Source organism: Streptomyces sp. NPDC127092 (genome assembly GCF_042722475.1).
GTDB lineage: Bacteria > Actinomycetota > Actinomycetes > Streptomycetales > Streptomycetaceae > Streptomyces.
This window is the reverse complement of the sequence record NZ_JBHXFE010000033.1, coordinates 1-26,217: the sequence shown is the minus strand read 5'-3', so window position 1 is coordinate 26,217 and position 26,217 is coordinate 1. Positions and strand designations below refer to the sequence as shown.

Genomic DNA, 26,217 nt, shown 5'->3' with positions numbered 1-26,217 from the left:
CGGCCGGCCTCTGACGCCGACTCCGGCGGCCCTGGGCACCCCCGCCGCCGGAGTTCAGCGCACCGCCACCACCGCCGAACCATGGCCGAACAGGCCCTGGTTGGCGGTGATCCCGGCCCTCGCGCCCGGTACCTGACGGTCGCCGGCCGTGCCGCGCAGCTGCCAGGTCAGCTCGCAGACCTGGGCGATGGCCTGCGCCGGCACGGCCTCGCCGAAGGACGCCAGCCCGCCGCTCGCGTTGACCGGGATCCGGCCGCCGAGCGCCGTGGCGCCCTCCCGCAGCAGCTTGGCGCCCTCGCCCTCCGCGCACAGCCCGATGTCCTCGTACCACTCCAGCTCCAGGGCGGTGGACAGGTCGTACACCTCCGCCAGGGACAGCTCCTCGGGGCCCAGCCCCGCCTCCTCGTACGCGGCGCGGGCGATCGACGAGCGGAAGGAGTGCGGGGCGGGGGAGACCGCGGCCGCCGAGTCGGTCGCGATGTCCGGCAGGTCGAGGACCGTCCGCGGGTACTCGGGCGTGACCGTCGACACCGCGCGGACCCGGACCGGGTCGGGGTGCCCGTGCCGCCGGGCGAAGTCCATGCTCGACAGGACCAGGGCCGCGCCCCCGTCGGAGGTCGCGCAGATGTCGAGCAGCCGCAGCGGATCGGCGACCACCGCCGAGGCGGCCACTTCCGCGGCGCTCACCGGCGTGCGGTAGCGGGCCAGCGGGTTGAGCGCGCCGGCCGCCGCGTTCTTCACCTTCACCTGGGCGAAGTCCTCGGGCGTGTCCCCGTACAGCGCCATCCGGCGGCGCGCGTAGAGCCCGAAGTAGGCCGGGTTCGTCGCCCCGAGCACGCGGAAGCGCAGCCAGTCCGGGTCGTCGGGACGGTCGCCGCCCGCCGGGGCGAAGAAGCCCTTCGGCGCCGCGTCGGCGCCCACCACCAGGACGGCGTCCGCGAGCCCGGCGAGGATCTGCGCCCTGGCCGTGCCGATCGCCTGCGCCCCGGACGCGCAGGCCGCGTACACGCTGGTCACCCGCGCGCCCTGCCAGCCGAGGGCCCGCGCGAAGGTCGCTCCGGCCACGTAGCCGGGGTAGCCGCCGCGCACGGTGTCCGCGCCGACCACCGAGTCGACGTCCCGCCAGTCCAGCCCGGCGTCGGCGAGCGCGGCCCGGGCGGCCGCCGTCCCGTACGACACGAAGCTCCGGCCCCACTTGCCCCACGGGTGCATTCCGGCCCCGAGCACGGCGACGTCGTTCACGCGCCCGCCTCCCCGGTGCCGTCGGCCACCGGCCGCCAGTGCCAGGTGGTCCAGACGTGCTCGTCGTCCTCGTCGAGCACGCCCGGCACGAGCTCCACCTCCGCGCCGACGGCCAGATCGGCCGTCCGCACGCCCGGCGCCGCCTGCCCGAGGACCACCATGGCCTCGGCCGCCAGCTCCACCGCCACCAGCGTGTACGGCTCCCAGGGCGCGTCCGGGTCCGAGACGTACGGCGCGGGGGGCCGGTAGCGGCCGTCGGTGTACGACCAGACCCGGCCGCGCCGGGAGAGCGGTGTCTCGACGAGCTCGCCGCCGCCGGGGCAGCCGGGGTTGCGGCACCAGTCGTCCTCGCGCGGGAAGAAGACCGAGGCGCAGGCCGTGCAGCGGGTCCCCAGGAGCCGGAACTCCCCGTCGGGGGCCGTCCCGCCGGCTTCGTCGGTGCAGTCGGTGAACCAGCCGGCCACCACCGGCCTGGGCGTCCGTGCCATCCGCGACCCTCCCGTGATCTGACGGTGTGTCAGAAGCGTGCGTCGGAAGTCTGGCACGGGCGGACGGACCGGGGGAAGACGTCAGTGCCCCGCCACCGACCTCCGCGCCACCGGGAAGTCGAAGAAGGTCGCGGGGAACGGCTCCGGCTTGAAGGTGAAGTGCCACCACTCCTCGGGCAGGTTGACGAAGCCCTGCTCCGCCAGGGCGCCCCGCAGCAGGTCGCGGTTGGCCCGCTGCGCCCCCTGGATCCGCGGATCGTCGGTGTGGGAGAGGGTGTCGAAGCAGTCGAAACCGGTGCCCATGTCCAGGGAGTTGTCCGGGAAGCGCTCCTCCTGCGGCCGGAAGCACTCCACCTGCGGCTCGCCCGGGACGTACGGCCGCGTGGGCGCCGCGGGCAGCCGCACCACCGTCACGTCCACCGTCGAACCGCGGCTGTGCCCGGACTTCTCCGCGATGTAACCGTCCGCGAACAGCCGGGACTTGTCGACCAGCGGATAGAACTCCTGCTTCATCCGCTCGTCGTCCAGGTCCTTCGCCCAGCGCACGAAGTGGTCCACCGCCCGCTGCGGCCGGTAGCAGTCGTACACCTTCAGCGTGTAGCCCCTGGCGAGCAGCCCCACCTGGGCCCGGTGCAGCGCCTCCGCGGCCGGCCGGGTCAGGATGCACACCGGCTGGCGGTAGCCGTCGATCCGCTCGCCCACGAAGTTGTGTTCCGTGGTGTAACGCATCTCCTGGAGGATCGTCGGGTCCACCCGGTCCAGCGCCACGAACTCCTTCGGAGCCTTGGGCTCCGGCGAGGCGGTGACCGCCTGCGCCGAGGGCACGGCGGCCGTGGCGGCGAGCAGTCCGGCGGCGGCCAGGGCTCCGAGGGCACGGAGCGCGGAGCCGAGTCCTGTCAGTCGCTTCAGTCCTGTCATGTGCACCGTCTATCAGGTACGGCAGCGGCGGGAAAGGGTGATCGCGTACGGTCGGCCCGTGACCGACTCCGCTCCGCACTCCCACTGCTCCTCCTGCGGCGCCCGCCACCCGGCCGACGCCGGCTGGCCCCGCACCTGCGCCGCCTGCGGCTCCACCGCCTACCGCAACCCGCTCCCCGTCGCCGTGGCCCTGCTGCCCGTGACCGACGCCCGCGGCACCGCGCTCGTCGTGATCACCCGCACCATCCCGCCGCAGTCCGGGCAGGTCGCCCTGCCCGGCGGCTTCGTCGACTTCGGCGAGGACTGGCGGGCGGCCGTGGTGCGCGAACTGCGCGAGGAGACCGGCATCGAGGCCGCCGTCGAGGACGTAAGGCTCGCCGACGCCCTCAGCTCCCCGGCCGGCCACCTGCTCGTCTTCGGCCTGCTGCCGCCCCGCCCGGCCGCCGACCTCCCGCCGCCGGCCGCGACGGACGAGACCAGCGGCCACCACCTGCTGCGCGCACCCGAGGAACTGGCCTTCCCGCTCCACACGGAGGCGGTACGGCGCTTCTTCGCGGGCGACTACACCTGACCCCGCACCCGGACCGGCAGCTCCGCCTCCCGCACGCCCCGGTCGGTGACCCGCTCCACCACCACCCGGCCGTCCACCACGCGCGACTGGTAGCGCTCGACCTCCGCCGGCTCCCAGCCGTCCCCGGTGTCCCGCACCACCAGTCCGCCGCCCGTACGACCCGCGGCCGGCGCCCACACCTCCAGGACCGGCTCCCCGTCCCCGGACCCGTCCCCGTCCCCGCGCACCGGGATCACCGCGCCCGCGCGGGCCAGCACCGGCACCCGGGAGAGCGGCGCGTCGAGCAGCACCTGCCCCGGGCCCTCGTACGCCTCGCCCGTCGCCGTGTCGTACCAGCGACCGCGCGGCAGCCGCACCGCCCGCCGGTCCGTGCCCCGGGACAGCACCGGAGCGACCAGCAGCGAGTCGCCGAGCAGGAACGAGTCCTCGCAGTCCCGCAGCGCCCGGTCCTCCGGCGTGCCCCACCACACCGGACGCACGTACGGCGCGCCCGTCATCCGGGCCAGCCGGGACAGCGTCACGAAGTACGGCCGGAGCCGTTCCCGCTCGGCCAGCGCCGCCCGCGCGTGCGCCAGGACCTCGGGACCGAACTCCCACGGCTCGCGCCGCCCCGCGTCGATCGCCGCGTGCGTGCGGAACAGCGGCAGCCACGCCCCCAGCTGGTACCAGCGCAGGAACAGCTCCGGCGTCGGGCTCCCGTCGAAGCCGCCCACGTCAGGACCCGAGTACGGCACCCCGCACAGCCCGAGCCCCAGAACCAGCGCCAGGGAGGCCCGCAGCCCCGGCCAGCCCGTCGACACGTCGCCCGACCAGGTCCCGCCGTACCGCTGCATCCCCGCCCACCCGGACCGCGAGAACAGGAACGGCCGCTCCTCCGGCCGCAGCCGGCGCAGCCCCTCGTACCCGGCGCGTGCCATCGCGAGCCCGTACACGTTGTGCGCCTCGCGGTGGTCGCCGCCCCGCCCCTCCAGCGCGTGCCGGGCCGAGCGCGGCAGGGTCGGATCGCCGAACGGGGCGAAGGACACGGGCTCGTTCATGTCGTGCCACACGCCGGAGAATCCCTGCCGCAGCCGCTCCTCGTACAGACCGCCCCACCACTCGCGCGCCGCCGGGTCGGTGAAGTCCGGGTAGGCGCAGTCCCCCGGCCACACCACGCCGTGGACCTCCTCGCCCCGGTCGTCCCGCACGAACGCTCCGGCCGCCCGCCCGCCGTCGTACACCGGGTTGCCCGGCTCCGCCTTCACCGCCGGGTCGACGATCGACACCAGGCGCACCCCGCGTTCGCGCAGCTCCGCCGCGAGCCCCGGAAGATCGGGGAACCGCTCCTTGTCCACGGTGAACACGCGGTGCCCGTCGTAGTGGTCGATGTCCAGGTGCAGCACCGACAGCGGAAGGTCCCGGTCCCGGTAGCCGTCCACCACCCGCCGCACCTCCCGCTCGCTGCCGAAGCCCCAGCGCGCGTGCTGCGGCCCGAGCGCCCACGACGGCGGCAGCGCCGGCGCGCCGGTGAGCGCCGCCCAGCCGTGCAGTACGCGCGCGGGGGTGCCGACCACCACCCAGCAGCGCAGCGGGCCGCCGTCCATGCGGACCTCGCTGGTGCCGGGCCGGTCATGGCCGGATCCCGCGCCCTCCTCGCCCTCGGCGAGGATCACCCGCCCGTCCCAGGAGTTGTCGTAGAAGGCCAGGTGCGTGCCCGCGTCGGCCACGACCAGCTGCACCGGCATGGTGATGTACAGCGGGTCGTCGCCGGGGGAGAAGGCGCCCGAGGGATCGGTGTTCCACAGCCGGTACGAGCCGTCGCGCAGCCGCGGCCCGGACGCCCGCCCGCCGAGCCCGAAGAACCGGGCGTCCGCCGGCACCTCACTGCGCTGCACCCAGCGCGCGGACCGGCCACGCTCAACCACCGCGCCGCGCCGGCCCGTCCCGCCGCGCTTCCCGTCGCCCTCCCCGTCCGGTGCGCCCGCCAAGCCGCGTGCCTCGTCCAGCGCGGCTCGCCCCACCCGGGCGCCTGACCCGTCCCGTACGGCTTCCCCGTCCCGTACGGCATCCCCGCCCGGCACCGTCTCCCCGCCGCGCACCGTCTCCCCGCCCCGCACCGGCTCCCACCATCGCGGCGGTAGGTCGCGGCGCAGCGTCATCCCGCCCGGTGTGCGCACCTCCACCGCGCCGTTCCGGGACACCGCGACCGTGACCCGCTCCGACACCACCCGCCAGCCGCCGTCGGTGTCCGGCTCCAGGACGGCACGCGGATCGGGCTCGGGCGGCTCGCCGGCGAGCGCGTACGAGGGCAGCGGCTCGGCCCCGTCCCAGCCCCAGAACACGGTGCCGCCGGCCGACACCGAGATCCTCAGCTCCGAGCGGGCGAAACGGATGACGCCGCCGCCCGGCGACGGCTCCGCCCCGGCCACCGGCCCCGGCACCCGGGCCCGCTCCGCACCTCTCGGCGGCAGCGCCCGCGCGTCGGCACGCCGCTGCCGCCACGCCGAGCGGACCGCCCGCAACCCCTGCACCGAACCCATCACCTTCACCGAGCGCACCAGCTCACGACCGTCCATGCGGCTCACCCTGCCATCCGGGGCAGGCCGTGCGCGGTCCGTTCAACTGCCGTTCACCCGTGGTGGGAGCACACATTCAGCTAGCGGACCATGGGCGGGGAACCCTGGTGCGAACACGGATCACATGGCATCGTCCCTGTCAGCCGCGTCACGCGCACACCCCCGCACGTGCGCGCGACACACGCAGACCCGCGTACAGCCAGGGAGCCGACCCACATGACATCGCAGACCGAGCCGCTGTGGCAGCCTGACGAGGACCGCATTGCCGCGGCCGCCGTCACCCGCTTCCAGGCCTGGGCGGCCGAGCGCCACGGCGCCCCCGCCGACGGCGGCTACGAGGCCCTGCACCGCTGGTCCGTCGAGGACCTCGAGGGCTTCTGGGCGGCCGTCGCCGAATGGTTCGACCTCCGCTTCGCCACCCCCTACGAGCGCGTCCTGGGCGACCGCTCCATGCCCGGCGCCGAGTGGTTCCCGGGCGCCACCCTCAACTACGCCGAGCACGCGCTGCGCGCCGCCTACGAGCGGCCCGACGCCACCGCGCTGCTCCACGTCGACGAGACGCACGAGCCGCGCCCGATCACCTGGGCCGAGCTGCGCCGGCAGGTCGGCTCGCTCGCCGCCGAGCTCCGCCGCCTCGGCGTGCGGCCGGGCGACCGCGTCAGCGGCTACCTGCCCAACATCCCCGAGGCCGTCGTCGCCCTCCTCGCCACCGCCGCCGTCGGCGGCGTGTGGACCTCCTGCGCCCCGGACTTCGGCGCCCGCAGCGTCCTCGACCGCTTCCAGCAGGTCGAGCCCGTCGTCCTGTTCACCGTCGACGGCTACCGCTACGGCGGCAAGGAGCACGACCGCCGCGACACCGTGGCCGAGCTGCGCGCCGAACTGCCCTCGCTGCGCGCCGTCGTGCACATCCCGCTGCTCGGCACCCCGGCTCCCGATGGCGCCCTCGCCTGGGCGGAGCTGACCTCCGCCGACACCGAGCCGGTCTTCGAGCACGTGCCGTTCGACCACCCGCTCTGGGTGCTCTACTCCTCCGGCACCACCGGCCTGCCCAAGGCGATCGTGCAGTCCCAGGGCGGCATCCTGATCGAACACGTCAAGCAGCTGGGCCTGCACTGCGACCTCGGCCCGGACGACGTGTTCTTCTGGTACACCTCCACCGGCTGGATGATGTGGAACTTCCTCGTCTCCGGTCTGCTCACCGGCACCACCGTCGTCCTGTACGACGGCAGCCCCGGCTACCCCGACACCGGCGCCCAGTGGCGCGTCGCCGAGCGCACCGGCGCCACCCTGTACGGCACCTCCGCCGCGTACGTGATGGCGTGCGCCAAGGCCGACGTGCACCCCGGCCGTGACTTCGACCTCTCCCGCGTGAAGTGCGTGGCCACCACCGGCTCCCCGCTGCCGCCCGACGGCTTCCGCTGGCTGCACGACGAGGTCCGCGGGGACCTGTGGATCGCCTCCGTCAGCGGCGGCACCGACGTCTGCTCCTGTTTCGCCGGCGCCGTGCCCACGCTGCCGGTGCACATCGGCGAGCTCCAGGCCGCCTGCCTCGGCACCGACCTGCAGTCCTGGGACCCGTCGGGCAAGCCTCTGGTCGGCGAGGTCGGCGAGCTGGTCGTCACCAACCCGATGCCGTCGATGCCGATCCGCTTCTGGAACGACCCGGACGGCAGCCGCTACCGCGACAGCTACTTCGAGATGTTCCCCGGCGTGTGGCGGCACGGCGACTGGATCACGATCACCGACCACGGCTCCGTCGTCATCCACGGCCGCTCCGACTCCACCCTGAACCGCCAGGGCGTCCGCATGGGAAGCGCCGACATCTACGAGGCCGTCGAGCGCCTGCCGGAGATCCGCGAGTCGCTGGTCATCGGCCTGGAGGAGCCGGACGGCGGCTACTGGATGCCGCTGTTCGTCCACCTCGCCGACGGCGCCGCCCTGGACGACGAGCTGATCGGCCGCATCAAGAGCACGATCCGCTCCGAACTCTCCCCGCGGCACGTCCCCGACGACATCATCGAGGTCCCGGCCGTCCCACACACCCTCACCGGCAAGCGCATCGAGGTCCCGGTCAAGCGTCTGCTCCAGGGCACGCCGATGGCCAAGGCCGTCAACCCGGGCTCGGTCGACAACCTCGACCTGCTGCGCTTCTACGAGGAGCTCGCGGCGAAGCGCCGCAAGGCCTGACCCCGGCCGCCCGGCCCTCCCGGCCAAGATCCGAAGGAAACGGCCTAGGCCCGCCCTCGTCCCCCGTCCTCCGGGCGGGCGGCGAGACGGCGGACCAGGTCCACGGCCTCGTCCGTCCGGCCCGCGCCGCACGTGCGCAGGATCTCGGCGAGCGCCGGGTGCCGGGCGTCGAGGAGCGCGGCCGCTTCCAGGATCTCCACGGCGCCGGCCCGCGCGTTGAGCAGGTCCCTCAGCCGCAGCGCGAAGCACAGATCACCGTCCCCCTCCGGCTCGTCGGCGGGGGACGGCTGCGTGACGGCCGTGCCGAGCGAGGCCTGCCCGGGCGTCCGGTCGGCCCGGATCGCCGCGAGGGCGTCCGGCACCGCCGCGGGCGGCACGGTGCCGGCGCGCACGTCGTGGGCGAGGCGGAGTACGGCCGACAGGCGCGCCGCGGCGTCAGGGTTGGCGATGCGGGCGCGTTGCCCGCGCATCACCAGGCTGAGCATGGCGGGGGAGACGCCGAGGATCTCGGCGAGCCCGGACTGGGTCACTCCGAACAGGCCGCAGAGGTCCCGGCACAGCTCGCCGAGCGGAGCTCCGTACCACTGACGCTGGAGCTCCTCGTTGCGCTTCGTCGTGGCGTGGTCCATACCTGCACGTTAGGAGGGCAATTGACACTTGTCAAAGATAGTTTTCATGTGTCAATCTCCGGTCCGAAGGCACGACCGACCCTCATCGACTGACGGGATGTCACCATGTCCTGGAACCGCACCACTTCGCTCGCGCCGCGGTCCTGATCGCCGGCCTCGGACTCACCGCCTGCGGCGGCGACGGATCGGACACCAAGGGCTCCGACAAGCCCGCCACCACCTCGGCCGCCCCGAGCACGCCGGACTCCGGCGCCTCCTCGGACGCGCCCGGCACCTCCGGCGGCGTCAAGGCGCCCGAGGACCTGCCGGCCGGCCTGCCCCTGCCGGACGGCACGCTCACGACGGTGACCGGCGACAAGGGCGCGTACGTGCTCACGTACCGCTCGGACGACCCGAAGGCTCTCGTCGCCAACTACCGCACGGCCCTGGAGGGTGCGAGCTACACCGTGGTGGACGTCGCCGGCGTCTTCACCGCGACCTCGGACAAGACCTCGGTCAGCATCGCCACCTCGGGCAACGACGTGGTCCTCACCGTCGCCAGCCTCTGACGCCGCCGCGCGGCTGACGCCGCAGGGGAGCGCGCCGGCGCGCTACGGCGCACGTACGCGGCCGGATGCCTCCCCGCCGGCCACGGCGCGCCGCCCGCCGTGGCCGGCCCGCCGATCGCCGGACAGCTCGGCACCGTGCGTCAGTCGCCGGCCGGTACGGGACGCTCCCGCTGGGGAGCGGAAGGCTCCCGAGGTGGAGCGGAAGGAGCAAGGGGCGCGGCCCGCGGGCCGGGGCGCGAATCGGGGGACCGCCGGCCGAGGCGGAATCCGGTCACGGCCAGGGCCGCGGCCAGCGCTCCGGACGTGAGGAGCTGAGGGCGGGTGGCGGGGGAGAGGGCCATCAGCACCATCAGGGCGCCGATGGCGCCGATCACCACGCGCGTGGTGGCCGGGAAGCCGCGGGTACGGAGCACCAGGCGGCCGGTGCGTTCCAGGGACCGGCGCAGCACCAGGTGGGAGCAGGCCAGCGCCAGCCACATGAACAGCATCGCCGCGCCCATCGCCCTGGCCAGGAGCGGGAGGGCCGCGCCCGGCGCCACGGCCTCCGGGACGACCGCGGCGAAGCCGACGGCCGAGGCGGCGGCCACCGCGCGGGCCGGCACCCGGCGCCGGGTCCGCCGGGCCAGCGCCCGGGGCGCCTCGCCGCGCTCGGCGAGGGAGTGCAGCATGCGCGAGGTGCCGTACAGGTTGGCGTTGAGGGCGGAGAGCAGGGCCACCAGGATCACCGCCTGGGTGATCACGTCCGCGTGCGGGATGCCGAGGCGGACGAGCGCGGCGACGTACGGGCTCTCGTCGGGACGCGCCGCCCGCCAGGGCAGGAGCAGCACGAGGACGAGCACCGACCCCAGGTAGAACAGGGCGATCCGCCAGATCGCGGTACGGACCGCGGTGCGGATGCTGCGGCCGGGGTCGTGCGACTCGGCCGCCGCCATGCCGATGACCTCCATGCCGCCGAAGGCGAACACCACCCCTAGAAGCGCCGTCACGATGCCGGACAGGCCGTGCGGGGCGAATCCGCCGTCGCCGGCGAGGTGGGCCAGACCCGGTGAGCGGGTGCCGGGCAGCAGCCCGAGGAGGGCCGCGGCGCCCAGCGCGATGAAGGCGAGGACCGCCAGGACCTTCAGCGAGGCGAACCAGAACTCGGCCTCGCCGAAGGTGCGCACGTCTGTCATGTTCACGATGGTGAAGACCGTCATCGCGGCGAGCGTGAAGGCCCACGAGGGCACCGCCGGCCACCACGCGTGCAGGATCGCCGCGCCGGCCAGGGCCTCCACCGCGATGGCGACCGCGGTGACCCACGTGTACAGCCAGCCGGTCGTGAACCCGGCCCACGGTCCCAGCGCGCGACGCGCGTAGACCGAAAAGGACCCCGACTCCGGCAGTGCGGCGGCCAGTTCGCCCAGCATGCGCATGATCGCGAGGGCGAGCGCGGCGGCCAGCAGATACGAGACGAGCACCGCGGGGCCGGCCGCGGCGAGCCCGGCGCCGGTGCCGACGAACAGTCCGGCGCCTATCACGCCGCCGAGGGCGAGCATCGCCAAGTGGCGGGAGCGGAGCGCTGCTTGGGCGGTGCGGGCGGGCGGTGGCGTCACGGATTTCCCTAATGCAAGCGGTTTGTTGACGGGGTCTCGGTTGACCAGTGTGGCGCAATCTGTGTTAGAAAAGCTATCAGCGTTCACAAGTCGCGCTAGCGTTTAGGCAGCAACAAGATTCGCACTACCGTGCGAAGGGGGAGTCATGCCTGCACCGTCCATCACCCATGCCCGCGGCACGACCGCGGGCGGCGCGCCCGCGGATCTGCGGGACGTCATGCGCCGCTATCCCACCGGGGTGACCGTCCTCAGCAGCGGCAGCGAAGAGTCCGCCGTCGCCATGACCGTCAACGCGTTCACCTCGGTCTCGCTCGACCCGCCGCGCGTCCTGGTCTCCGTCATGAAGACCGCCCGCGCGCATCCCGTCATCGCCGCGAGCGGCAGGCTCGGGATCCACCTGCTCGCCGCCCACCAGGGCGACGTGGCCCGCCTGTTCGCCTCCCGCGAGAAGCCGTCCGGGCACACCCTCGGGGCCTTCCTCGACCGCTCGGCCGAGGGGCACGACGTACTGCCCGGCGCCCTGGCCTCGCTCGCCTGCGAGGTCGAGGACACCTACCCCGGCGGGGACCACAGCCTCTTCCTGGCCCGGGTCCTGCACACCACGTGCTCCGAGGAGCCGCAGGACGCGCTGGTGTTCCACGAGGGACGCTTCACCTCCGCCGCCACGGACCGGAGTTGAGCCCGGACACGGGCCCGGACACCGCCCCGGCGACGGGTCCCGGCACGACGCCACCCGCCGACGCGGGCACGCCCGCGAGGCCCGGTGAGCCCGACGGCACGCCCACGGAGGCCAGTTGGTCCGACGGCACGCCGAAGGGGGCCGGCAGGCCCGGCGGTACGCCCACGGCCGCCACCCTCGTGGCCGTCCGCGGCGCCATCGCCGTGGCCGCCGACACCGCGCCGGCCATCGCCCGTGCCACCCACGACCTGCTCGCCGCCCTGCTGGCCGCCAACGGCCTCCAACGGGCCGACCTGGTCAGCCTGGTGTTCACCCAGACCCCGGACCTCACCGCCACCAACCCCGCGCTCGCCCTGCACGAGGCGGGCTGGGACGTGCCCGCGCTCTGCGCACAGGACGCCGCCTTCACCGGGGCGCCCGCCCGCACGCTGCGCGTGCTCGCCCACCTCCGCTGGGACCGGCCCGGCCGGCCCGTCCCGGCCTACCTCGCGGGCGCGGCCCCGACCCGGCCCGGCACCTGAGCCCGCCCGGGCGCCGGTTCCGAGCAGAGTCCCGCACGGTTCTACGCCACGGCCCGAGCCAGGCACGTGATCCGGCCCCGAGCCCGAGTCCGGCACCGGATCCGGGTCCGAGCCACGGCCCGAACCCGGCGACCGCGCCCGAAGACGGCCTCCGATCCGGGTCCGAGCCGAGCCCGAACCCGGCGGTCCCGAGCCCAGTCCGGCACCGAACCCGGTCCGAGCCCGAGTCCGGCCCCGAGCCGGCCCCGAGTTCGGCCCCCGAGCCCGAGCCCGGCCCCCGACCCGGGTCCAAGCCCGAGCCCGGCCCCCGAGCCCGAGCCCGGGCCCGAACCCAGCGGCCCGAACCCAGCTGCCCGCGCCCCTTTCCCTCCCACCACCTCCGTACGCCGTCGCCCGCGTACGCACCCTCCGAGGATTCGCCATGCCCGAAACCGCCACCCGCCCCGACCTCCCCGCGGCCCAGGACGGCGCCGCGGCCCCCGCCCCCGCCCCCGTCCTCGACACGGTCCTCGACACCGTCGCCGCCGCACTCGGCCCCGGTCACGTGATCCGTTCCGCCGGCGGTGCCGCCGGGCCGCTGCCCGCCGAGGCCAACGTCTCCGCCTTCGCCGCCCGCCCGCTGCACGCCGTGCTGCGCCCCGGCAGCACCGAGGACGTACGGCTCGTCGTCCGCGCCTTCGCCGCACACGGCGGCACCCGCGCCGGCCTGCCCGGCCTGCACGCCGTCTCCACCGGCCGCAACTGGGGCCTGGGCTCGAAGGAACCGGCCGCCGGACCCGTGGTCCGCCTCGAACTCGACCGCCTCGACGCCGTCCGCGCCCTCGACACCGACGCCGGGTACGCCGTCGTCGAGCCCGGCGTCACCCAGGCCGCCCTCGCCGCCCGGCTCGCCGGCACCGACCGCATGCTCAACGTCACCGCCTCCTCCGGCCACACCTCCCTCGTCGGCAACCTCGTCGACCGGGGCGTAGGCCTGCGCCGCCAGCGCACCGAGGACCTGCTCGGCCTGGAGGCCGTGCTGCCCGACGGCCGCGTGGTGCGCACCGGCTGGTGGCCCGACACCACGGCGGGCCACGCCCCCAACCCGTACGGCCTGGGCCCCAGCACCCTGCACCTCTTCACGCAGTCCCCGCTGGCCGTGGTCACCGCCGCCGTGGTCCGGCTGCTGCCGCGCCCCGAGGCGCAGTGCGTGGTCCGGCTCTCCTTCGGACGCGAGCGGCTGCCCGAGGCCGTGGACCTGATCCGCCGCTGGCGGGCCGGCAACGTGGTCTCCGGGGTCGTGAAGATCTACGACACCGCCTCCACCGCGACCTACGGCGGCGAGCGCGGCCTCGGCTACCTCGCCCACCTGTGCGTGGACGCCACCGCCGGCACCCTCGACGCCCTGGTCGGCGCGCTCGTCGAAGAGGCCCGCGCCACCGGCCTGTTCGACCGGATCGCGGCCGGCGAGGAGCCCGCCGCCGACGACACCGTCTCCAAGGTCGTCCAGGCCGCCTACGCGGGCTCGGTCGAGTTCAACGAGGACATGCTCGCCTCCGCCACCGGCACCCGCGCCGACCTCGTCGACACCGAGGGCAACGGCTGGCTGTTCTTCCTGCCGCTGATCCCCTTCACCGGCGCCGACACCTCCCGCGCCCTGGCCCTGCTCGACACCATCCACGCCGAGACCGGCATCCGGCCCGGCGCCACCGTCAACGCCCTCGACGCCGACGTCATCGACCTGGTCGTCTCCTTCCCCTTCGACCGCACCACCCAGGCCGAGGCCGCGCACCGCGCGCTCGACCGGGCGTACGCGCTCTTCGCCGACTCCGGCTGGGCGCCGTACCGGCTGGACGCCGCGCACGGCGGCTGGGGCCGCACCCACGCCCCGGACGCCGCCGACGCCGAGCTGGTCCGTGCCATCGCCGACCTCGTCGACCCGCACCGCACGATCGCCCCCGGCCGCTACCTCTGACCGTCCCGCTCACTTCAAGGACCCAGCCATGACCACGACCACCGAAGCCGTCCCCGACACCGCCGAGGCGATCCTCGCGCACGCCCGCACCCTGGTCCCGCTGCTGCGCGAGGCCGGCCCCCGCATCGAGGCCAACCGCACACTGCCCGAGGACATCGTCGCCCTGCTGCGCGAGGGCGGTGTCTTCCGTGCCGCCATGCCCAAGACCTGGGGCGGCCCGGAGCTCACCTCCATGCAGCAGTGCGAGCTGATCGAGACCCTCGCCACCGGCGACGCCTCCACCGCCTGGTGCGCCATGATCGGCATGGACTCCGGCATCTACTCCGGCTACCTCGACGACGAGGTCGCCCGCCGGATGTACCCGTCGCTCGACCTGGCCAACTCCGGCTGGATCTACCCGCAGGGCCGTGCCGTGCGCACCGAGGGCGGCTACCGCCTCACCGGCCGCTGGAAGTTCGGCTCCGGCTCGGCCCACTGCGACTGGCTCGGCGCCGGCTGCCTGATCGTGGACGAGGACGGCAACCCCGAGCCCGACCCGGTCTCCGGCGAGCCCACCCACTGGAGGGTGCTGATCTCGCGGCCCGACGCCTACACGTTCCACGACACCTGGCACACCACCGGTCTGGCCGGCTCCGGCAGCCAGGACTACTCCTGCGAGGACCTGTTCGTCCCCGAGGAGCGCTCCTTCAGCTTCTCCGACCCGCGCCGCACCGGCCCCCTCCACTCCAGCCCCGACGCGATCCTGCGCAAGATGTCCGGCATCCCGCTCGGCGTGGCCCGGGCCGCCCTGGACCACGTACGCGAGCTGGCCGCGCACCGCACCGACCGCGAGACCGGCACGCCCTGGACGCAGGACCACCGCGTGCAGAGCACCATCGCCCGGCTGGAGGGCGAACTGCTCGCCGCCCGCTCCGGCGTGTACGCCAGCCTCACCCGCCAGTGGGACGCGCTGGCCGGCGGCACCGAGCTGACCGACGACGCCCGTGTGGCCACCGCCATCGCCCGCCGGCACGCCTTCCGCACCGCCCGCGACATCGTCCAGACCCTCTTCGACCTGGTCGGCGGCTCCTCCGTCTACAAGCCCTCGCCGCTGGACCGCTGGCTGCGCGACGCCTGGACCATGAACCAGCACGCGGTCGCCCAGGACTCGATCCTCCAGCTCACCGGCAACGTGCTGCTCGGCGGGAAGTCGACCAGCCCCTTCTTCTAGACCGGCCCGTACCCGTCCGCTCCAGAGAAAGGTTCTCCCGACCCATGGCACCCACGGCTCCCGCCGCTCCCACGGATCCCGCGGGCCGCATACGCGTCGTGCTGTTCTCGGAGGTCAACTCCAAGCTCGGCTCGCCGTTCCTGAGCATGCTCCACGGCCACCCGCAGGTCGACCTGGCCGCGGTGGTCACCTCCCCGCAGGGCAAGCGCTGCTCGTACTTCACCGACGATCCCGAACAGGTCGACCTGGTCACCCAGGGCGCCGCGCTCGGCGTGCCGGTGCTGCGGCCCGCCTCGGTCAACCGGCCCGCCTTCGTCGAGGAGCTGGAGGGCTACGGCGCGGACTACTTCCTCGTCGCCAACTTCCAGCAGATCCTGCGCGAGCGGCTGCTGTCGGTGCCCCGGGTCACGGCGGTCAACTTCCATCCCTCCCCGCTGCCCGCCTTCGCCGGCCTCTCGCCCTTCTACTGGATGATCCGCGAGGGCGCGACCGAGTCCGCGGTCTCCGCCATCGAGATGGCGCCCGTACTCGACAGCGGCGACCTGATCATGCAGCACCAGGTGCCGCTGACCGGCCGCGAGACCGCGATCGAGCTGCGCACCGCCCAGGAGCGGGCCAACGTCCTGATGCTCCTGGAGCTCATCCCGCAGCTCGTCGACCGCAGCTACCGCCCGATCCCCCAGGACCCGTCGCTGCGCTCGTACTTCGGCCGCCCCTCGGACGCCGACCTGCGCCTGGACTTCCGTTCGCCGGCCGCCGTCGTGGCCCGGCACGTCCGGGCCGGCTACCGCTCGCCCGGCGCCTGGACCGCCGACGAGGCCGGCCGCCGGGTGCGGATCCTGTCCGCCGAGCCGGCCCCCGCCGACGCGCTCGGCCGGCCGCCGGTGCCGGGCCTGGTCGTGCACGGCGCCGCGGGCCGGGTCTTCGCCGGCTGCGCCGACGGCTGGCTGGAGGTGCTCACCACCGAGTGCGACGGCCGGGAGGCCGCGGCCGGCGGCACCGGCCAGCTGCCGGACGGCACCCGCCTGGTCTCCCCGGACACCCCCGCCCCGCAGACCCCCGCCCCGGCCGGCCCGGTCCCCGTAACCGGCCCGGCTCCCGTACCCGTCCCCGCCCCCTGAGGTCCGTACCCCATGTCACTGAACGAACAGCTCCACGGCGAGCACCCGCCGACCCTCGGCAAGGTGCTCCACGTCCCCGCCGGCCAGGGCCCCTCGGTCTGGCTCAACGGCGACGTCTACACCGTCAAGGTCGACACCGCGCAGTCCGGCGGGACGATCACGCTGCTGGAGGCCTCCGTGCCGCCCGGCGGCGGCCCGCCCGCGCACGACCACCGCAACGAGGACGAGGCCTTCTACCTCCTCGAAGGCGAACTGGAGTTCTACGCCGACGGGCAGACCTACGACGTCCGGGCCGGCGACTTCGTCTTCGTCCCCAAGGGCACCGTGCACCGCTTCCGCAACAAGGGCCTGCACGCCGCCAAGCAGCTGCTGATCTTCACGCCGAGCGGCTTCGAGGAGTTCTTCCTCCAGGCGGGCACCGAGGCCCGCCCCGGCGAGCCGATCCCGGTCTTCGACCCGGCCGACAACCCCCGGGCCAAGGAGATCGCCGAGGCCCTCGGCTCGTACCAGATCGCCGAGGCGCCCCGGGCCCCGCAGCCCGGTCCGTCCCGCACGGACGGGGTCTGAGCCGTGCCCTTCGCCATCTACGTCCTGGGCCTGGGCATCTTCACCATGGTCACCAGCGAGTTCCTGGTGGCCGGGCTCATGCCCCAGCTCTCCGAGGACCTGAACGCCGGCATCCCGCAGATCGGCTACCTGGTCTCCGTCTACGCCGCCGCCATGGCCCTGGGCGGGCCCCTGCTGACCGCCGTCCTGCTGAGGCTGCGCCAGAAGACCGCCCTGATCTGCCTGTACGTCGTCTTCCTCGCCGGCCAGGCGCTCGGCGCCCTCGCCACCGGCTACGCCGTGATGGTCGCCGCCCGGCTGGTCACCGGAGCCGCCTCCGGCGCGTTCTTCGGCGTCGCGCTCGCCGTCTGCGTCCGCATCACGGGTCCCGAGGTGCGCGGCCGGGCCACCTCCATCGTGCTCGGCGGCCTGATGGTCGGCACCGTGCTCGGCCTGCCGCTGTCGCAGCTGGCCGGGGAGCACTACGGCTGGCGGTTCGCCTTCTGGGCGGTGGCCGCCCTGGCCGCGCTGGCCCTCGCCGTCACCTGCGGCGCGGTCCCGGCCCTGGCCAAGGAGGAGAGCGGCGCCGCCGGCGGCTCCGTACGGGCCGAGCTGGGCGCGTTCCGCAACGCCCGGCTGTGGGCCGCCTTCGCCACCAGCATGCTCATCATCGGCGCGACCTTCGCCGCCTTCTCCTACTTCGTGCCGATCCTCACCGACGTCACCGGCTTCGCCGCGGGCACCGTCCCGCTGCTGCTGGTGCTGTACGGCGCCGCCACCGTCGTCGGCAACGCCGTCGTGGGCCGGCTCGCCGACCGCCACACCCTGACGGTGCTCGGCACCGGTCTGGCGCTGAACACCGTGTTCCTGACGGTGTTCGCGCTCGGCGCGGGCAACGCGGTGACGGCCCTCGCGGCGATGACGGGCATCGGCCTGGTCGGCGTGACCATGAACCCGGCGATGGTGACCCGGGTGATGCGCACCGCCAACGACCGCCCGCTGGTCAACACCGTCCACACCTCCTTCATCACCCTCGGCGTGGTCGTCGGGTCCTGGGTCGGCGGCATCGGCGTCGCCCACTGGGGCCTGCGCGCCCCGCTGTGGACGGGCGCGGCCATGGCCGTCCTCGGGCTGCTGACGCTGCTGCCCGAGGTCCTGCGCCGGACCGCCCCGTCCGCGTCCGCCGCCGCGGACTCCCCGCTCCCGACCACCGAAAGGCCGACCCGTGTCTGACCTCACCACGCCGTCCCCCGCGCAGGACCGGGTCGCCCTGGTGACCGGCGCCAGCCGCGGCATCGGCGCCGCGATCGCCCGCCGGCTGGCCGCCGACGGGATCCGGGTGGCCCTCACCTACACCCGGGGCGCCGCGGCCGCCGACGAGGTGGTCGCCGCGATCGAGCGGGCGGGCGGCAAGGCCCTGGCGATCCGGGCCGACGCCGCCGGCCACGAGGGCCCGGCCGCCGCCGTGGAGGCCGCCGTCGGGCACTTCGGCCGCCTCGACATCCTGGTCAACAACGCGGGATACATGGACCTCAGCGGGGCCGAACTGACCGACGTCACGCCCGAGGCGGTCGACCGCACCCTGCACGTCAACGTGCGCGGCGCGCTGCTCACCGCGCAGGCCGCCGCCCGGCACCTGCCCGAGGGCGGACGGATCGTGAACATCGGCTCCTGCCTCGGCGAGCGCGTGCCGGGCGGCGGAATGACGCCGTACGCGGTCAGCAAGGCCGCGATCCTGGGCCTGACCCGCGGACTGGCGCGGGACCTCGGTCCGCGAGGGATCACCGTCAACCAGGTCAGCCCCGGCCCGGTCGACACCGACATGAACCCGGCCGACGGCCCCTCGGCCGACTTCCAGCGGGCCGGCACCGCGCTCGGCCGCTACGGCGCCCCGGCCGACATCGCCGAGGCGGTCGCCTATCTCGTCTCGCCCGGCGCCTCGTTCGTCACCGGCGCCACCCTCGCGGTGGACGGCGGGGCCACGGCCTGACGCACGCGCCCCTGCCGGGGCCGGGCCGTCGCGGGACGGCCCGGCCCTTCCGGGCAGCCGGGCGGAGACCCCGGGGGATTTGCGTGAAGGGTAAAGCATTATCGGATTGCTATCCGATCACCGGAGCCTGCCAGTAATTCCCAGGCAATTACTCGCCAAGACCCAGCATTTCGATGATCGCCTCGACTTCACGGCGATACACCTGGGCCGGGTCGACGATCTGCTGGCCGAGGTGGCCGAACACCTCCAGCATCACCGGTCCGTACATCCGCCCCCAGATCCGCAGGGTCAGGCCGAGCGCCTGCGGCGGCAGCTGCGGGAACTGCTCGCGGGCCGGCGTGACCAGGGACTCCTGGAAGTCGGCCCACTGTGCCTCGTCCTCGCGGAGCGCCGCCGGCACGTGCTCCCAGGCGCCGGCGACCACGGCCAGCAGTGCCATGCAACATCGCCGCGCCGCCTCCGTGACCTCCGCCGGCGGGCTGAAGCCGGGCAGGCCGTCGCCGTAGATCAAGCGGAACGCCGCCGGGTTCGCGACCGACCAGGTCCGGAACGTGTCGCAGACCGCGCGCACCCGGCGGCCCGCCTCCTCGGGCGGGAGCGCGGCCAGGGCCGCCTCGTGCGAGTCGGCCAGCTCGTTGTAGGCGTCCGCCGCGAGGGTGGAGATCAGCTGGTCGCGAGTGTCGAAGTAGCCGTAGAGCGCCGCCGCCGTCATGCCCAGCTCGCGGGCGATCCCCCGCAGCGTGATGCCCGCAGGGCCCGACTCCGCCAGCGCCTTCAGGGCGGCTTCCTTGATCTCCGCGATCGTCTGCTGGCGGAGCCGCGCGCGACGGGTGGGCTTGGTTTCCATGCTGTTGTCCTCCAGGTCGGGGGCAGAACTATACGGCGTTCGGTTCGCAGCGTACTCCTGGTACAGTAAACGCCGTTAATAAACTGATTGCCGATCAGTGCGGGTTTTTTCCGCCCCCGCGCTATCTGTCCCGCTTTTGCCCCGGGCGCCCCTGCCCCCGCTCGCCACGGCCGTACCCGGAAGCCGGAATCGCCCTTTCCGCGGCTCGCTCCCGAGCGCCTGCGACTGGCGGTACGACGCCTAACCGCCGTACGTGGCCTGCCGGTCGCCGAGGACGTCGGCGAAGTCCCGGGCCAGCCGTTCCGCCTCCTCCGGGACGAGCGTCGCCGTCGTGATCCGTACGCCCGTGGGCGCGCCGATCCGGAACCGGGCCCCCGCCGCCACCCACCAGCCGTGCGTGCGCAGCCCGTTCACCACCGCCGACTCGTCGCGCACCGGCACCCACACGTTCAGCCCGCTCGCGCCGACGGAGCGGATGCCGTACGAGCCGAGGGCGTCGACCAGGGCCCGGCGCCGCTCCGCGTACGCGGCCTCGCCGGACGCCACGAGCCGGGCGACCGCCGGGTCGGACAGCAGCCCGACCAGCGTCTCCTGCAGGACGTGGCTGACCCAGCCGGAGGTCATGAGCATCCGCCCGTCGTGCCGGGCGATCGTCACGGGATCACCGGCGACCCCGGCCCACCGCAGGTCGACGCCCAGCCGCTTGGAGACGGTGCGCACCTGCGCCCACCGGTCCAGGCCCGCCGCGGCCAGCGTGGGCGCGACGGGGCCCTCGACCTCCACGGTGTAGTCGTCCTCGACGACCAGCACCTCGGGGAACTCCCGGAGCAGTGCCACGAGTTCGTCGCGCCGTGCGGGGGAGAAGGAGGCGCCGGTGGGGTTCTGGGCGCGCGGGGTGCACACCACCGCCCGCACCCCGGCCCGCAGTGCGGCGCGCAGGGCGTCCGGGGTCATCCCGTGGGCGTCCACGCCGACCGGCACCATGCGCAGACCCAGGGCCGGCACGAGGTCCAGGAGGTGGTGGAAGCCGGGGTCCTCCACCGCCACCGCGTCGCCGGGCCGCAGCTCCACGGACAGCAGTCGCGCGATGCAGTCGAGCGCGCCGTGCGCGAAGGTCACCCGCTCCGCGGGCACGCCGTCCCGTGCGAACCAGGCCCGGGTCAGTTCCTCGAGGGCGGCGAGCCGGGGCGCCGCGCGGTGGGAGCCGAACGCCGGGCGCACCTCGGCCGGCGGCCTGAGCACCGGCAGGAACGCCGGGTCCGGATGCCCGCCCGCCAGGTCCACGAGCCCCGCGGGCACGCGCGGCGGTCTGCGCGAGGCCACGGAGGGGGCCTCGGCGACCACCGTGCCGCCCCGGCCGCGCGTGACCACCAGGCCGCGGCCCCGCAGCTCCTTGTACGCCGTGGCGACGGTGCCCGGACTGACACCGAGCTCGTCGGCGAGCCGCCGCACCGGCGGCAGCGCGTCGCCCGGCGCGAGCTCGCCCTCGGAGATCCCGCGCTCGACGGACGCGGCGATCCCCTTGGCCGTCGTCCCACTGATCGAATATTGTGTTGCCACGTACCGAACTATGTATCAATACATAACTCGCGTCAAGGGGGAACCGAGTGAGCCGCCCGCACCCGTGGCACCGCACCGCTCTCGACCGCATTCCCGGCGGCCGCGACGGCCGCCGCATGCTCCTGGTCAGCATCATCGACAAGACCGGCACCGGCCTCTGGGCCGGCTGCACCGCCCTCTACTTCACCTACGTCTCCGGACTCGGCCTCGCCCAGGTCGGCCTCCTCATGACGGTCTCCGGCGGCGTCGGCATCGCCGGCGCACCCCTCGCCGGCCGCCTCGCCGACCGCTTCCCGCTCGTCCGCCTCATCGCCGGCGCCCAGCTCATGCGCGGCGCCGCCCTCCTCGCCCTCCTCACCACCGACGACTTCCTCCTCCTCACCCTCTACTCCGCCCTCGGCGCCCTCCCCGACCGCGCCGGCAGCGTCCTCATCAAGCTCTACGCGGCCCGCCTCGTCGGCACCGAACGCGTCCGCTACCAGGCCATCCAGCGCACCACCGTCAACATCGGCTGGTCCATCGGCGGCCTCGGCGCAGCCGCCGCCCTCGCCACCGGCAGCACCCGCGCCTACGGCCTGCTCCTCATCGGCAACGTCCTCACCTACGCGGTGATCGCCGCCCTCACCCTGCGCTGCGCCGAACCGCCCGCCCCCACCCGCGTCGCCGCCACCTCCGCCGACGCCCCCAAGGCCCGGCCCGCCAACCCCTGGCGGGACCGCACCTTCCTCGGCTACACCGCCACCGACGCCGCGCTCTTCCTCGACGACACGATCCTCCAGGTCGCCGTACCGCTCTGGATCGCCCACGCCACCACGGCACCCGTCGGCCTCGCCCCGCTGCTCCTCGTCCTCAACACCGTCCTCGTCGTCCTCTTCCAGGTCCCGCTCGCCCGCTTCGCCGCCACCACCCCCGCCGCCCGCCGCCTCCTCCTCCCGCTCGCCGGACTCTTCGTCGTCGGCACCCTCGCCCTCGCCGCCTCCGCGGCCGGCGGCCGCGCCGTCGCCATCAGCGCGCTCGTCGTCGCCGTCATCGCGCTCACCTTCGCCGAGATCGTCCACACCACCGCCTCCTGGGAACTCTCCGTCGCCCTCGCCCCCGCCGAGGCCCAGGGCGCCTACCTCGGCGTCCACGGACTCGCCCAGTCCACCCAGCGCTTCGCCGGCCCGCTCCTCGTCACCGGCGTCATGGCCGCGGGCCCGCTCGCCTGGCCGCTGCTCGGCCTCGCCCTCGTCGGCGCCGCGGCCGCCCAGCACCGGGTGACACGCGACCGGCTCGCCAGGCCCGAGCCCGAGCCGGAGGCCGATCCGTCGTCACTGTCAGTGCCAACGGCTACGGTGAGTGACTAAGTAATGGCAGCACCCAGGGGGACACATGACCGACAACGGCACCAACCGCACCGACCGCACTGACCGCCACAACCGCAGCGACCGGCACACCGGCGACCACGCCCGCCACCGCACCACCGACCCCGACCTGCGCCGCGCCCTCCGCCGCGAGACCGCCGGCACCCTCGCCCTCCTCGCCGACGAGGAGGACTTCACCGCCATGCGGCAGTACGAGACCTTCGCCTTCGACGACCACGCCCGCTACCTGGACCACGTCGAAGACCTCCTCCACACCCTCACCACCCACGGCGGCCACACCACCGTCGCCCTTTTCGACCCCGAGGACTACGCCGACTACTGCGCCGACACCGCCCTCGACCCCGACCACCCCACGAGCCGCGCCCGCTACACCGCCGAACGCGCCGCCACCGGCCCCCGCGTCACCTACACCGGACAGCCCCTCGCCACCCTCGTCCCCACCCTCATCGACACCGCCGTCCGCCGCGCCACCTGGGAGTACGCCACGATGCTCCTCGCCGAGACCGGCCCGTGCGCCGACTGCGGCCAGGACATCGGCCGCGCCTCCTTCGACCGCGCCTCCCAGCTGCTGCTGCGCCTCCTCGACGCCGCAGGACCCGGCACCCACCACCTCGTGTGCAGCGTCCCCGCCGACGACGAGCAGCTCATCGCCACCCTCCACGTCACCCGCGACACCACAGGACCAGCACGCATCGACAGCGCCGAAGGCGCCGAGTTCGTCACCGTCCTCGCCGCCGGCATCGCCCTGCACAGCCCCGGCGGACTCGTCCTGCGCACCACCACACCCGGCGCCCGCGACCGCCTCCACGGCTGGCGCCTCCACGCCGGACGGCTCCACCCCCTCACCGAGGCCGAGGTGTTCGACGCGTACTGCACCGACGCCCGCACCGGCGAACCCATCGCCCCCGAACCCCACGTCGACTACCGCCCCGGTTTCCCCCTCGCACCACCCCACGACGAAACCCACCCCCACTGACGCCGAAGGGGCTCCCCGCCACACGGCGGGAAGCCCCTTCAACACCTGTTCACGGCCGGCGGCCCCGGGATCACTCCCCGGACAGCACCGCCTGCGCGGCCATCCGCGCGTCATGCGCCGTGTCCGCAGCACGCGCCGCGGCCGCGGCACGCTCGCACTGCGCCAGCGTGTACTTGGCCAGCGTCGCCCGCACATACGGAATCGACGCCGCACCCATCGACAGGGAGGTCACCCCCAGACCCGTCAGCACACACGCGAGCAGCGGATCCGACGCGGCCTCACCACAGACACCACAGCTCTTGCCCTCGGCCTTGGCCGCTTCGGCGGACAGCGCCACCAGGTCGAGCAGCGCCGGCTGCCACGGATCCTGAAGCCGCGACACCGCACCCACCTGACGGTCGGCCGCGAAGGTGTACTGCGCCAGGTCGTTCGTGCCGAGCGACAGGAACTCGACCTCCTGCAGGATCGAACGCGCCCGGAGCGCGGCGGACGGAATCTCCACCATCGCACCGAACTTCGCCCGCAGCCCCGCCTCACGGCACGCGTCGGCGAACGCCTTCGCATCCGTACGGTCGGCCACCATCGGCGCCATGACCTCCAGATACACCGGAAGCCCCTCGGCGGCCTTGGCCAGCGCGGTCAGCTGCGTCCGCAGCACCTCCGGGTGGTCGAGCAGCGTCCGCAGACCCCGCACGCCCAGCGCCGGGTTCGGCTCGTCCGCCGGCGTCAGGAAGTCCAGCGGCTTGTCCGCGCCCGCGTCGAGCACCCGCACGACCACCCGGCCCTCGGGGAACGCCTCGAGCACCTTGCGGTACGCCTCGACCTGCTTCTCCTCGGACGGCGCCTTGGCGCTGTCGTCCAGGAACAGGAACTCCGTACGGAACAGACCCACGCCCTCGGCACCGGCCTCGACCGCCGCCGGAACGTCCGCGGGCCCGCCCACGTTCGCCAGCAGCGGCACCTTGTGCCCGTCCGAGGTCGCACCGGGACCGCTGGAAGCGGCGAGGGCGGCCTTGCGCTCCTCGGCGGCCCGGGTCAGCTCCGCCTTCTTCTCCTCGCTCGGATCCACGAAGATCTCACCCGTGGAACCGTCCACCGCGATGACCGTGCCCTCGGCCAGCTCGCCCGCACCCGGCAGCGCGACCACGGCCGGCACACCCAGGGCACGCGCGAGGATCGCGCTGTGGCTGGTCGGCCCGCCCTCCTCGGTCACGAAACCGAGCACCAGCGCCGGGTCGAGCAGAGCCGTGTCGGCGGGCGCCAGGTCCCGCGCGATCAGTACGTACGGCTCGTCACTGTCCGGCACACCCGGCATCGGCACGCCGAGCAGGCGCGCCACGATCCGGTTCCGCACGTCGTCCAGGTCGGCCACGCGGCCGGCCATGTACTCACCGGCACCCGCGAGCAGCTCCCGGTAGTGCGAGAACGCGTCGTAGATACCGCGCTCGGCGGTGCTGCCCACCGCGATCCGGCGGTCGACGTCGGCGATCAGCTCCGGGTCCTGAGCGATCATCGCCTGGGCCTCGAGCACCGCCTGGGCCTCTCCACCGGCCAGATTGCCGCGCGCGATCAGATCGGCGGCCACAGCCTCCACAGCCTGACGGGCGCGCCCCTGTTCGCGCTCCGCCTCATCGGCGGGAATCTGCTTCGCCGGCGGCTCCAGAACCGCCGTGCCCATGTGCCGGACCTCGCCGATCGCCACTCCGTGGCTGACCCCGACGCCTCGCAGCGTTGTCTCCATCTCACCCGTCTCCGATAGAGCGGCGGCCGGGCCGCCGCGTTGAATGTCGTATGCGCGCTCGTCGGAAGGACGAGCCGGCGGTCAGCTCCAGGAGAAGAGCGTGTCGCCGGCCTTCACGTCCCCGTCCTCACGGACATCGGAGAGGGAGTCGGCCGTGGCCTCCAGAGCCACGATCGGACAGATGGCGGACTTGCCTGCGGCCTCGACGTCGGCCGGGTTCCAGCGCACGACGGCCTGTCCGCGCGTCACGGTGTCACCCTTGTTCACGAGCAGCTCGAAGCCCTGCCCGTTCAGCTGGACGGTGTCGATCCCGAGGTGGGTCAGCACGCCGTGACCGTCGCTGTCCACGACGACGAAGGCGTGCGGGTGAAGAGAGACGACGACGCCGTCGACGGGCGAGACGGCCTCGGAGGGCTCACGCACGGGGTCGATGGCGGTACCGGGACCGACCATCGCACCGGAGAAGACGGGGTCGGGTACTGCGGCGAGACCGATGGCGCGTCCAGCGAGTGGCGACGTCACGGTTGTCATGGGAAGCCTCCCAGGGGCGGAGATTGTGTGGCGCCGTCACTGCCTGTCCTGGACGGCGTACTGTTCAGAAGCCTATGTCATAGGTAGTCCGGGTTCCGCACGAGACGTACCAGTTGGCGGACCTAGGGACTACCGGAAACGATTTGCCTCAGGTGACGTAGGGATGTACTGTCGTACTCCTGCCTGACCCCAACGCGGCTTTGAGTCGTGGGTCGGCAGCACCTATCAAGCCAGATCCTAACCCCAGTGGTCTACACCTCTGCGTGCTCGCGGAGGGGGTGGTCAGGGGGAGGGAAAAAGCCTGGTAGTGTTTGACCCCGCCGAAGGGCCCCGAAGGTGAATGCCTGGAAAAGGGACCGGAAAGCACCGAGGAAATCGGATCGGAAAGATCTGATAGAGTCGGAAACGCAAGAACGAAGGAAGCGCCCGGAGGAAAGCCCGCGAGGG

At 74.1% G+C, this 26,217-nt stretch carries 23 protein-coding genes; 13 read left to right on the top strand and 10 right to left on the bottom strand.

From position 1 onward, the window contains the following. Positions 1-54: 54 nt before the first annotated feature. The 3 genes from ACFWJO_RS25380 to ACFWJO_RS25370 all read right to left on the bottom strand — a co-directional run bounded on the left by ACFWJO_RS25380 (position 55) and on the right by ACFWJO_RS25370 (position 2,648). The gene (locus ACFWJO_RS25380) at positions 55-1,242 is read right to left on the bottom strand and encodes a lipid-transfer protein (protein ID WP_386868619.1); all 1,188 of its coding nucleotides are present in this window, start codon (positions 1,240-1,242) and stop codon (positions 55-57) included. Continuing rightward, entirely contained in the window at positions 1,239-1,730 is a 492-nt protein-coding gene (locus tag ACFWJO_RS25375; protein ID WP_386868617.1) for a Zn-ribbon domain-containing OB-fold protein, read from the bottom strand. The genes ACFWJO_RS25380 and ACFWJO_RS25375 overlap by 4 nt, the downstream gene beginning before the upstream one ends. An 81-nt stretch (positions 1,731-1,811) precedes the next feature. Then, complete coding sequence (locus ACFWJO_RS25370) at positions 1,812-2,648, bottom strand: M15 family metallopeptidase (RefSeq protein ID WP_386868615.1); 837 nt, start codon at positions 2,646-2,648, stop codon at positions 1,812-1,814. Here ACFWJO_RS25370 and ACFWJO_RS25365 point away from each other — a divergent pair. Then, positions 2,647-3,219 (top strand): NUDIX domain-containing protein, encoded by a 573-nt coding sequence (locus ACFWJO_RS25365; protein ID WP_386868613.1) that lies wholly within the window; start codon positions 2,647-2,649, stop codon positions 3,217-3,219. The genes ACFWJO_RS25370 and ACFWJO_RS25365 overlap by 2 nt on opposite strands. On the opposite strand, the gene ACFWJO_RS25360 is transcribed toward ACFWJO_RS25365, so the two are convergent. Continuing rightward, complete coding sequence (locus ACFWJO_RS25360) at positions 3,210-5,774, bottom strand: glycoside hydrolase family 31 protein (protein WP_386868611.1); 2,565 nt, start codon at positions 5,772-5,774, stop codon at positions 3,210-3,212. The two genes, ACFWJO_RS25365 and ACFWJO_RS25360, sit on opposite strands and share 10 nt — an antisense overlap. A gap of 216 nt (positions 5,775-5,990) precedes the next feature. Between ACFWJO_RS25360 and ACFWJO_RS25355 the strand changes: the two genes are divergently transcribed. Beyond that, entirely contained in the window at positions 5,991-7,961 is a 1,971-nt protein-coding gene (locus tag ACFWJO_RS25355) for an acetoacetate--CoA ligase (protein ID WP_386868609.1), read from the top strand. A gap of 44 nt (positions 7,962-8,005) precedes the next feature. On the opposite strand, the gene ACFWJO_RS25350 is transcribed toward ACFWJO_RS25355, so the two are convergent. Further along, entirely contained in the window at positions 8,006-8,590 is a 585-nt protein-coding gene (locus ACFWJO_RS25350) for a DNA-binding protein (RefSeq protein ID WP_386868607.1), read from the bottom strand. A gap of 344 nt (positions 8,591-8,934) precedes the next feature. On the opposite strand from ACFWJO_RS25350, the gene ACFWJO_RS25345 reads away from it, so the two are divergent. Beyond that, positions 8,935-9,138 carry a hypothetical protein gene (locus ACFWJO_RS25345; RefSeq protein WP_386868605.1) on the top strand — a complete coding sequence of 68 codons (204 nt, stop codon included), beginning with the start codon at positions 8,935-8,937 and terminating at the stop codon, positions 9,136-9,138. A 140-nt stretch (positions 9,139-9,278) separates the two neighbouring features. Here ACFWJO_RS25345 and ACFWJO_RS25340 read toward each other — a convergent pair whose 3' ends face one another. Next, entirely contained in the window at positions 9,279-10,730 is a 1,452-nt protein-coding gene (locus ACFWJO_RS25340; protein WP_386868603.1) for an amino acid permease, read from the bottom strand. A 145-nt stretch (positions 10,731-10,875) separates the two neighbouring features. Here ACFWJO_RS25340 and ACFWJO_RS25335 point away from each other — a divergent pair, with 145 nt between their 5' ends. From ACFWJO_RS25335 to ACFWJO_RS25300, 8 genes are all read left to right on the top strand, one after another. Further along, positions 10,876-11,409: a flavin reductase family protein gene (locus tag ACFWJO_RS25335; protein ID WP_386868601.1), complete on the top strand. Its 534-nt coding sequence runs from the start codon at positions 10,876-10,878 to the stop codon at positions 11,407-11,409. Then, the gene (locus tag ACFWJO_RS25330) at positions 11,406-11,930 is read left to right on the top strand and encodes a chorismate mutase (RefSeq protein WP_386868599.1); all 525 of its coding nucleotides are present in this window, start codon (positions 11,406-11,408) and stop codon (positions 11,928-11,930) included. The genes ACFWJO_RS25335 and ACFWJO_RS25330 overlap by 4 nt, the downstream gene beginning before the upstream one ends. A gap of 421 nt (positions 11,931-12,351) precedes the next feature. Beyond that, complete coding sequence (locus ACFWJO_RS25325) at positions 12,352-13,884, top strand: FAD-binding oxidoreductase (RefSeq protein ID WP_386868597.1); 1,533 nt, start codon at positions 12,352-12,354, stop codon at positions 13,882-13,884. Between the two features lie 28 nt (positions 13,885-13,912). After that, entirely contained in the window at positions 13,913-15,094 is a 1,182-nt protein-coding gene (locus tag ACFWJO_RS25320; RefSeq protein WP_386868595.1) for an acyl-CoA dehydrogenase family protein, read from the top strand. A 44-nt stretch (positions 15,095-15,138) separates the two neighbouring features. After that, positions 15,139-16,215 carry a methionyl-tRNA formyltransferase gene (locus ACFWJO_RS25315; protein ID WP_386868594.1) on the top strand — a complete coding sequence of 359 codons (1,077 nt, stop codon included), beginning with the start codon at positions 15,139-15,141 and terminating at the stop codon, positions 16,213-16,215. Positions 16,216-16,227: 12 nt separating this feature from the next. Then, entirely contained in the window at positions 16,228-16,782 is a 555-nt protein-coding gene (locus ACFWJO_RS25310; RefSeq protein ID WP_386868593.1) for a quercetin 2,3-dioxygenase, read from the top strand. 3 nt (positions 16,783-16,785) lie between these two features. Further along, positions 16,786-17,994 (top strand): MFS transporter, encoded by a 1,209-nt coding sequence (locus ACFWJO_RS25305; RefSeq protein ID WP_386868591.1) that lies wholly within the window; start codon positions 16,786-16,788, stop codon positions 17,992-17,994. After that, positions 17,987-18,751 (top strand): SDR family NAD(P)-dependent oxidoreductase, encoded by a 765-nt coding sequence (locus tag ACFWJO_RS25300; protein ID WP_386868589.1) that lies wholly within the window; start codon positions 17,987-17,989, stop codon positions 18,749-18,751. Before ACFWJO_RS25305 ends, ACFWJO_RS25300 begins: the two co-directional genes overlap by 8 nt. Before the next feature lie 148 nt (positions 18,752-18,899). Here the strand turns inward: ACFWJO_RS25300 and ACFWJO_RS25295 are convergent, their stop codons facing one another. Further along, positions 18,900-19,598, bottom strand: a complete 699-nt coding sequence (locus ACFWJO_RS25295; RefSeq protein WP_386868587.1) for a TetR/AcrR family transcriptional regulator — start codon at positions 19,596-19,598, stop codon at positions 18,900-18,902. A gap of 240 nt (positions 19,599-19,838) precedes the next feature. After that, entirely contained in the window at positions 19,839-21,158 is a 1,320-nt protein-coding gene (locus ACFWJO_RS25290) for an aminotransferase class I/II-fold pyridoxal phosphate-dependent enzyme (RefSeq protein WP_386868585.1), read from the bottom strand. A 47-nt stretch (positions 21,159-21,205) separates the two neighbouring features. Here ACFWJO_RS25290 and ACFWJO_RS25285 point away from each other — a divergent pair, with 47 nt between their 5' ends. Both ACFWJO_RS25285 and ACFWJO_RS25280 read left to right on the top strand, forming a co-directional pair. Further along, a complete protein-coding gene (locus tag ACFWJO_RS25285; RefSeq protein WP_386868583.1) occupies positions 21,206-22,504 on the top strand; it encodes an MFS transporter in 1,299 nt (432 codons plus the stop codon). A gap of 25 nt (positions 22,505-22,529) precedes the next feature. Continuing rightward, positions 22,530-23,498: a hypothetical protein gene (locus ACFWJO_RS25280; protein ID WP_386868582.1), complete on the top strand. Its 969-nt coding sequence runs from the start codon at positions 22,530-22,532 to the stop codon at positions 23,496-23,498. Between the two features lie 70 nt (positions 23,499-23,568). Here ACFWJO_RS25280 and ptsP read toward each other — a convergent pair whose 3' ends face one another. Further along, positions 23,569-25,239, bottom strand: a complete 1,671-nt coding sequence (ptsP, locus tag ACFWJO_RS25275; RefSeq protein ID WP_386868581.1) for a phosphoenolpyruvate--protein phosphotransferase — start codon at positions 25,237-25,239, stop codon at positions 23,569-23,571. Between the two features lie 81 nt (positions 25,240-25,320). Beyond that, positions 25,321-25,770: a PTS glucose transporter subunit IIA gene (locus tag ACFWJO_RS25270; RefSeq protein WP_386868580.1), complete on the bottom strand. Its 450-nt coding sequence runs from the start codon at positions 25,768-25,770 to the stop codon at positions 25,321-25,323. Between the last annotated feature and the right edge of the window lie 447 nt (positions 25,771-26,217).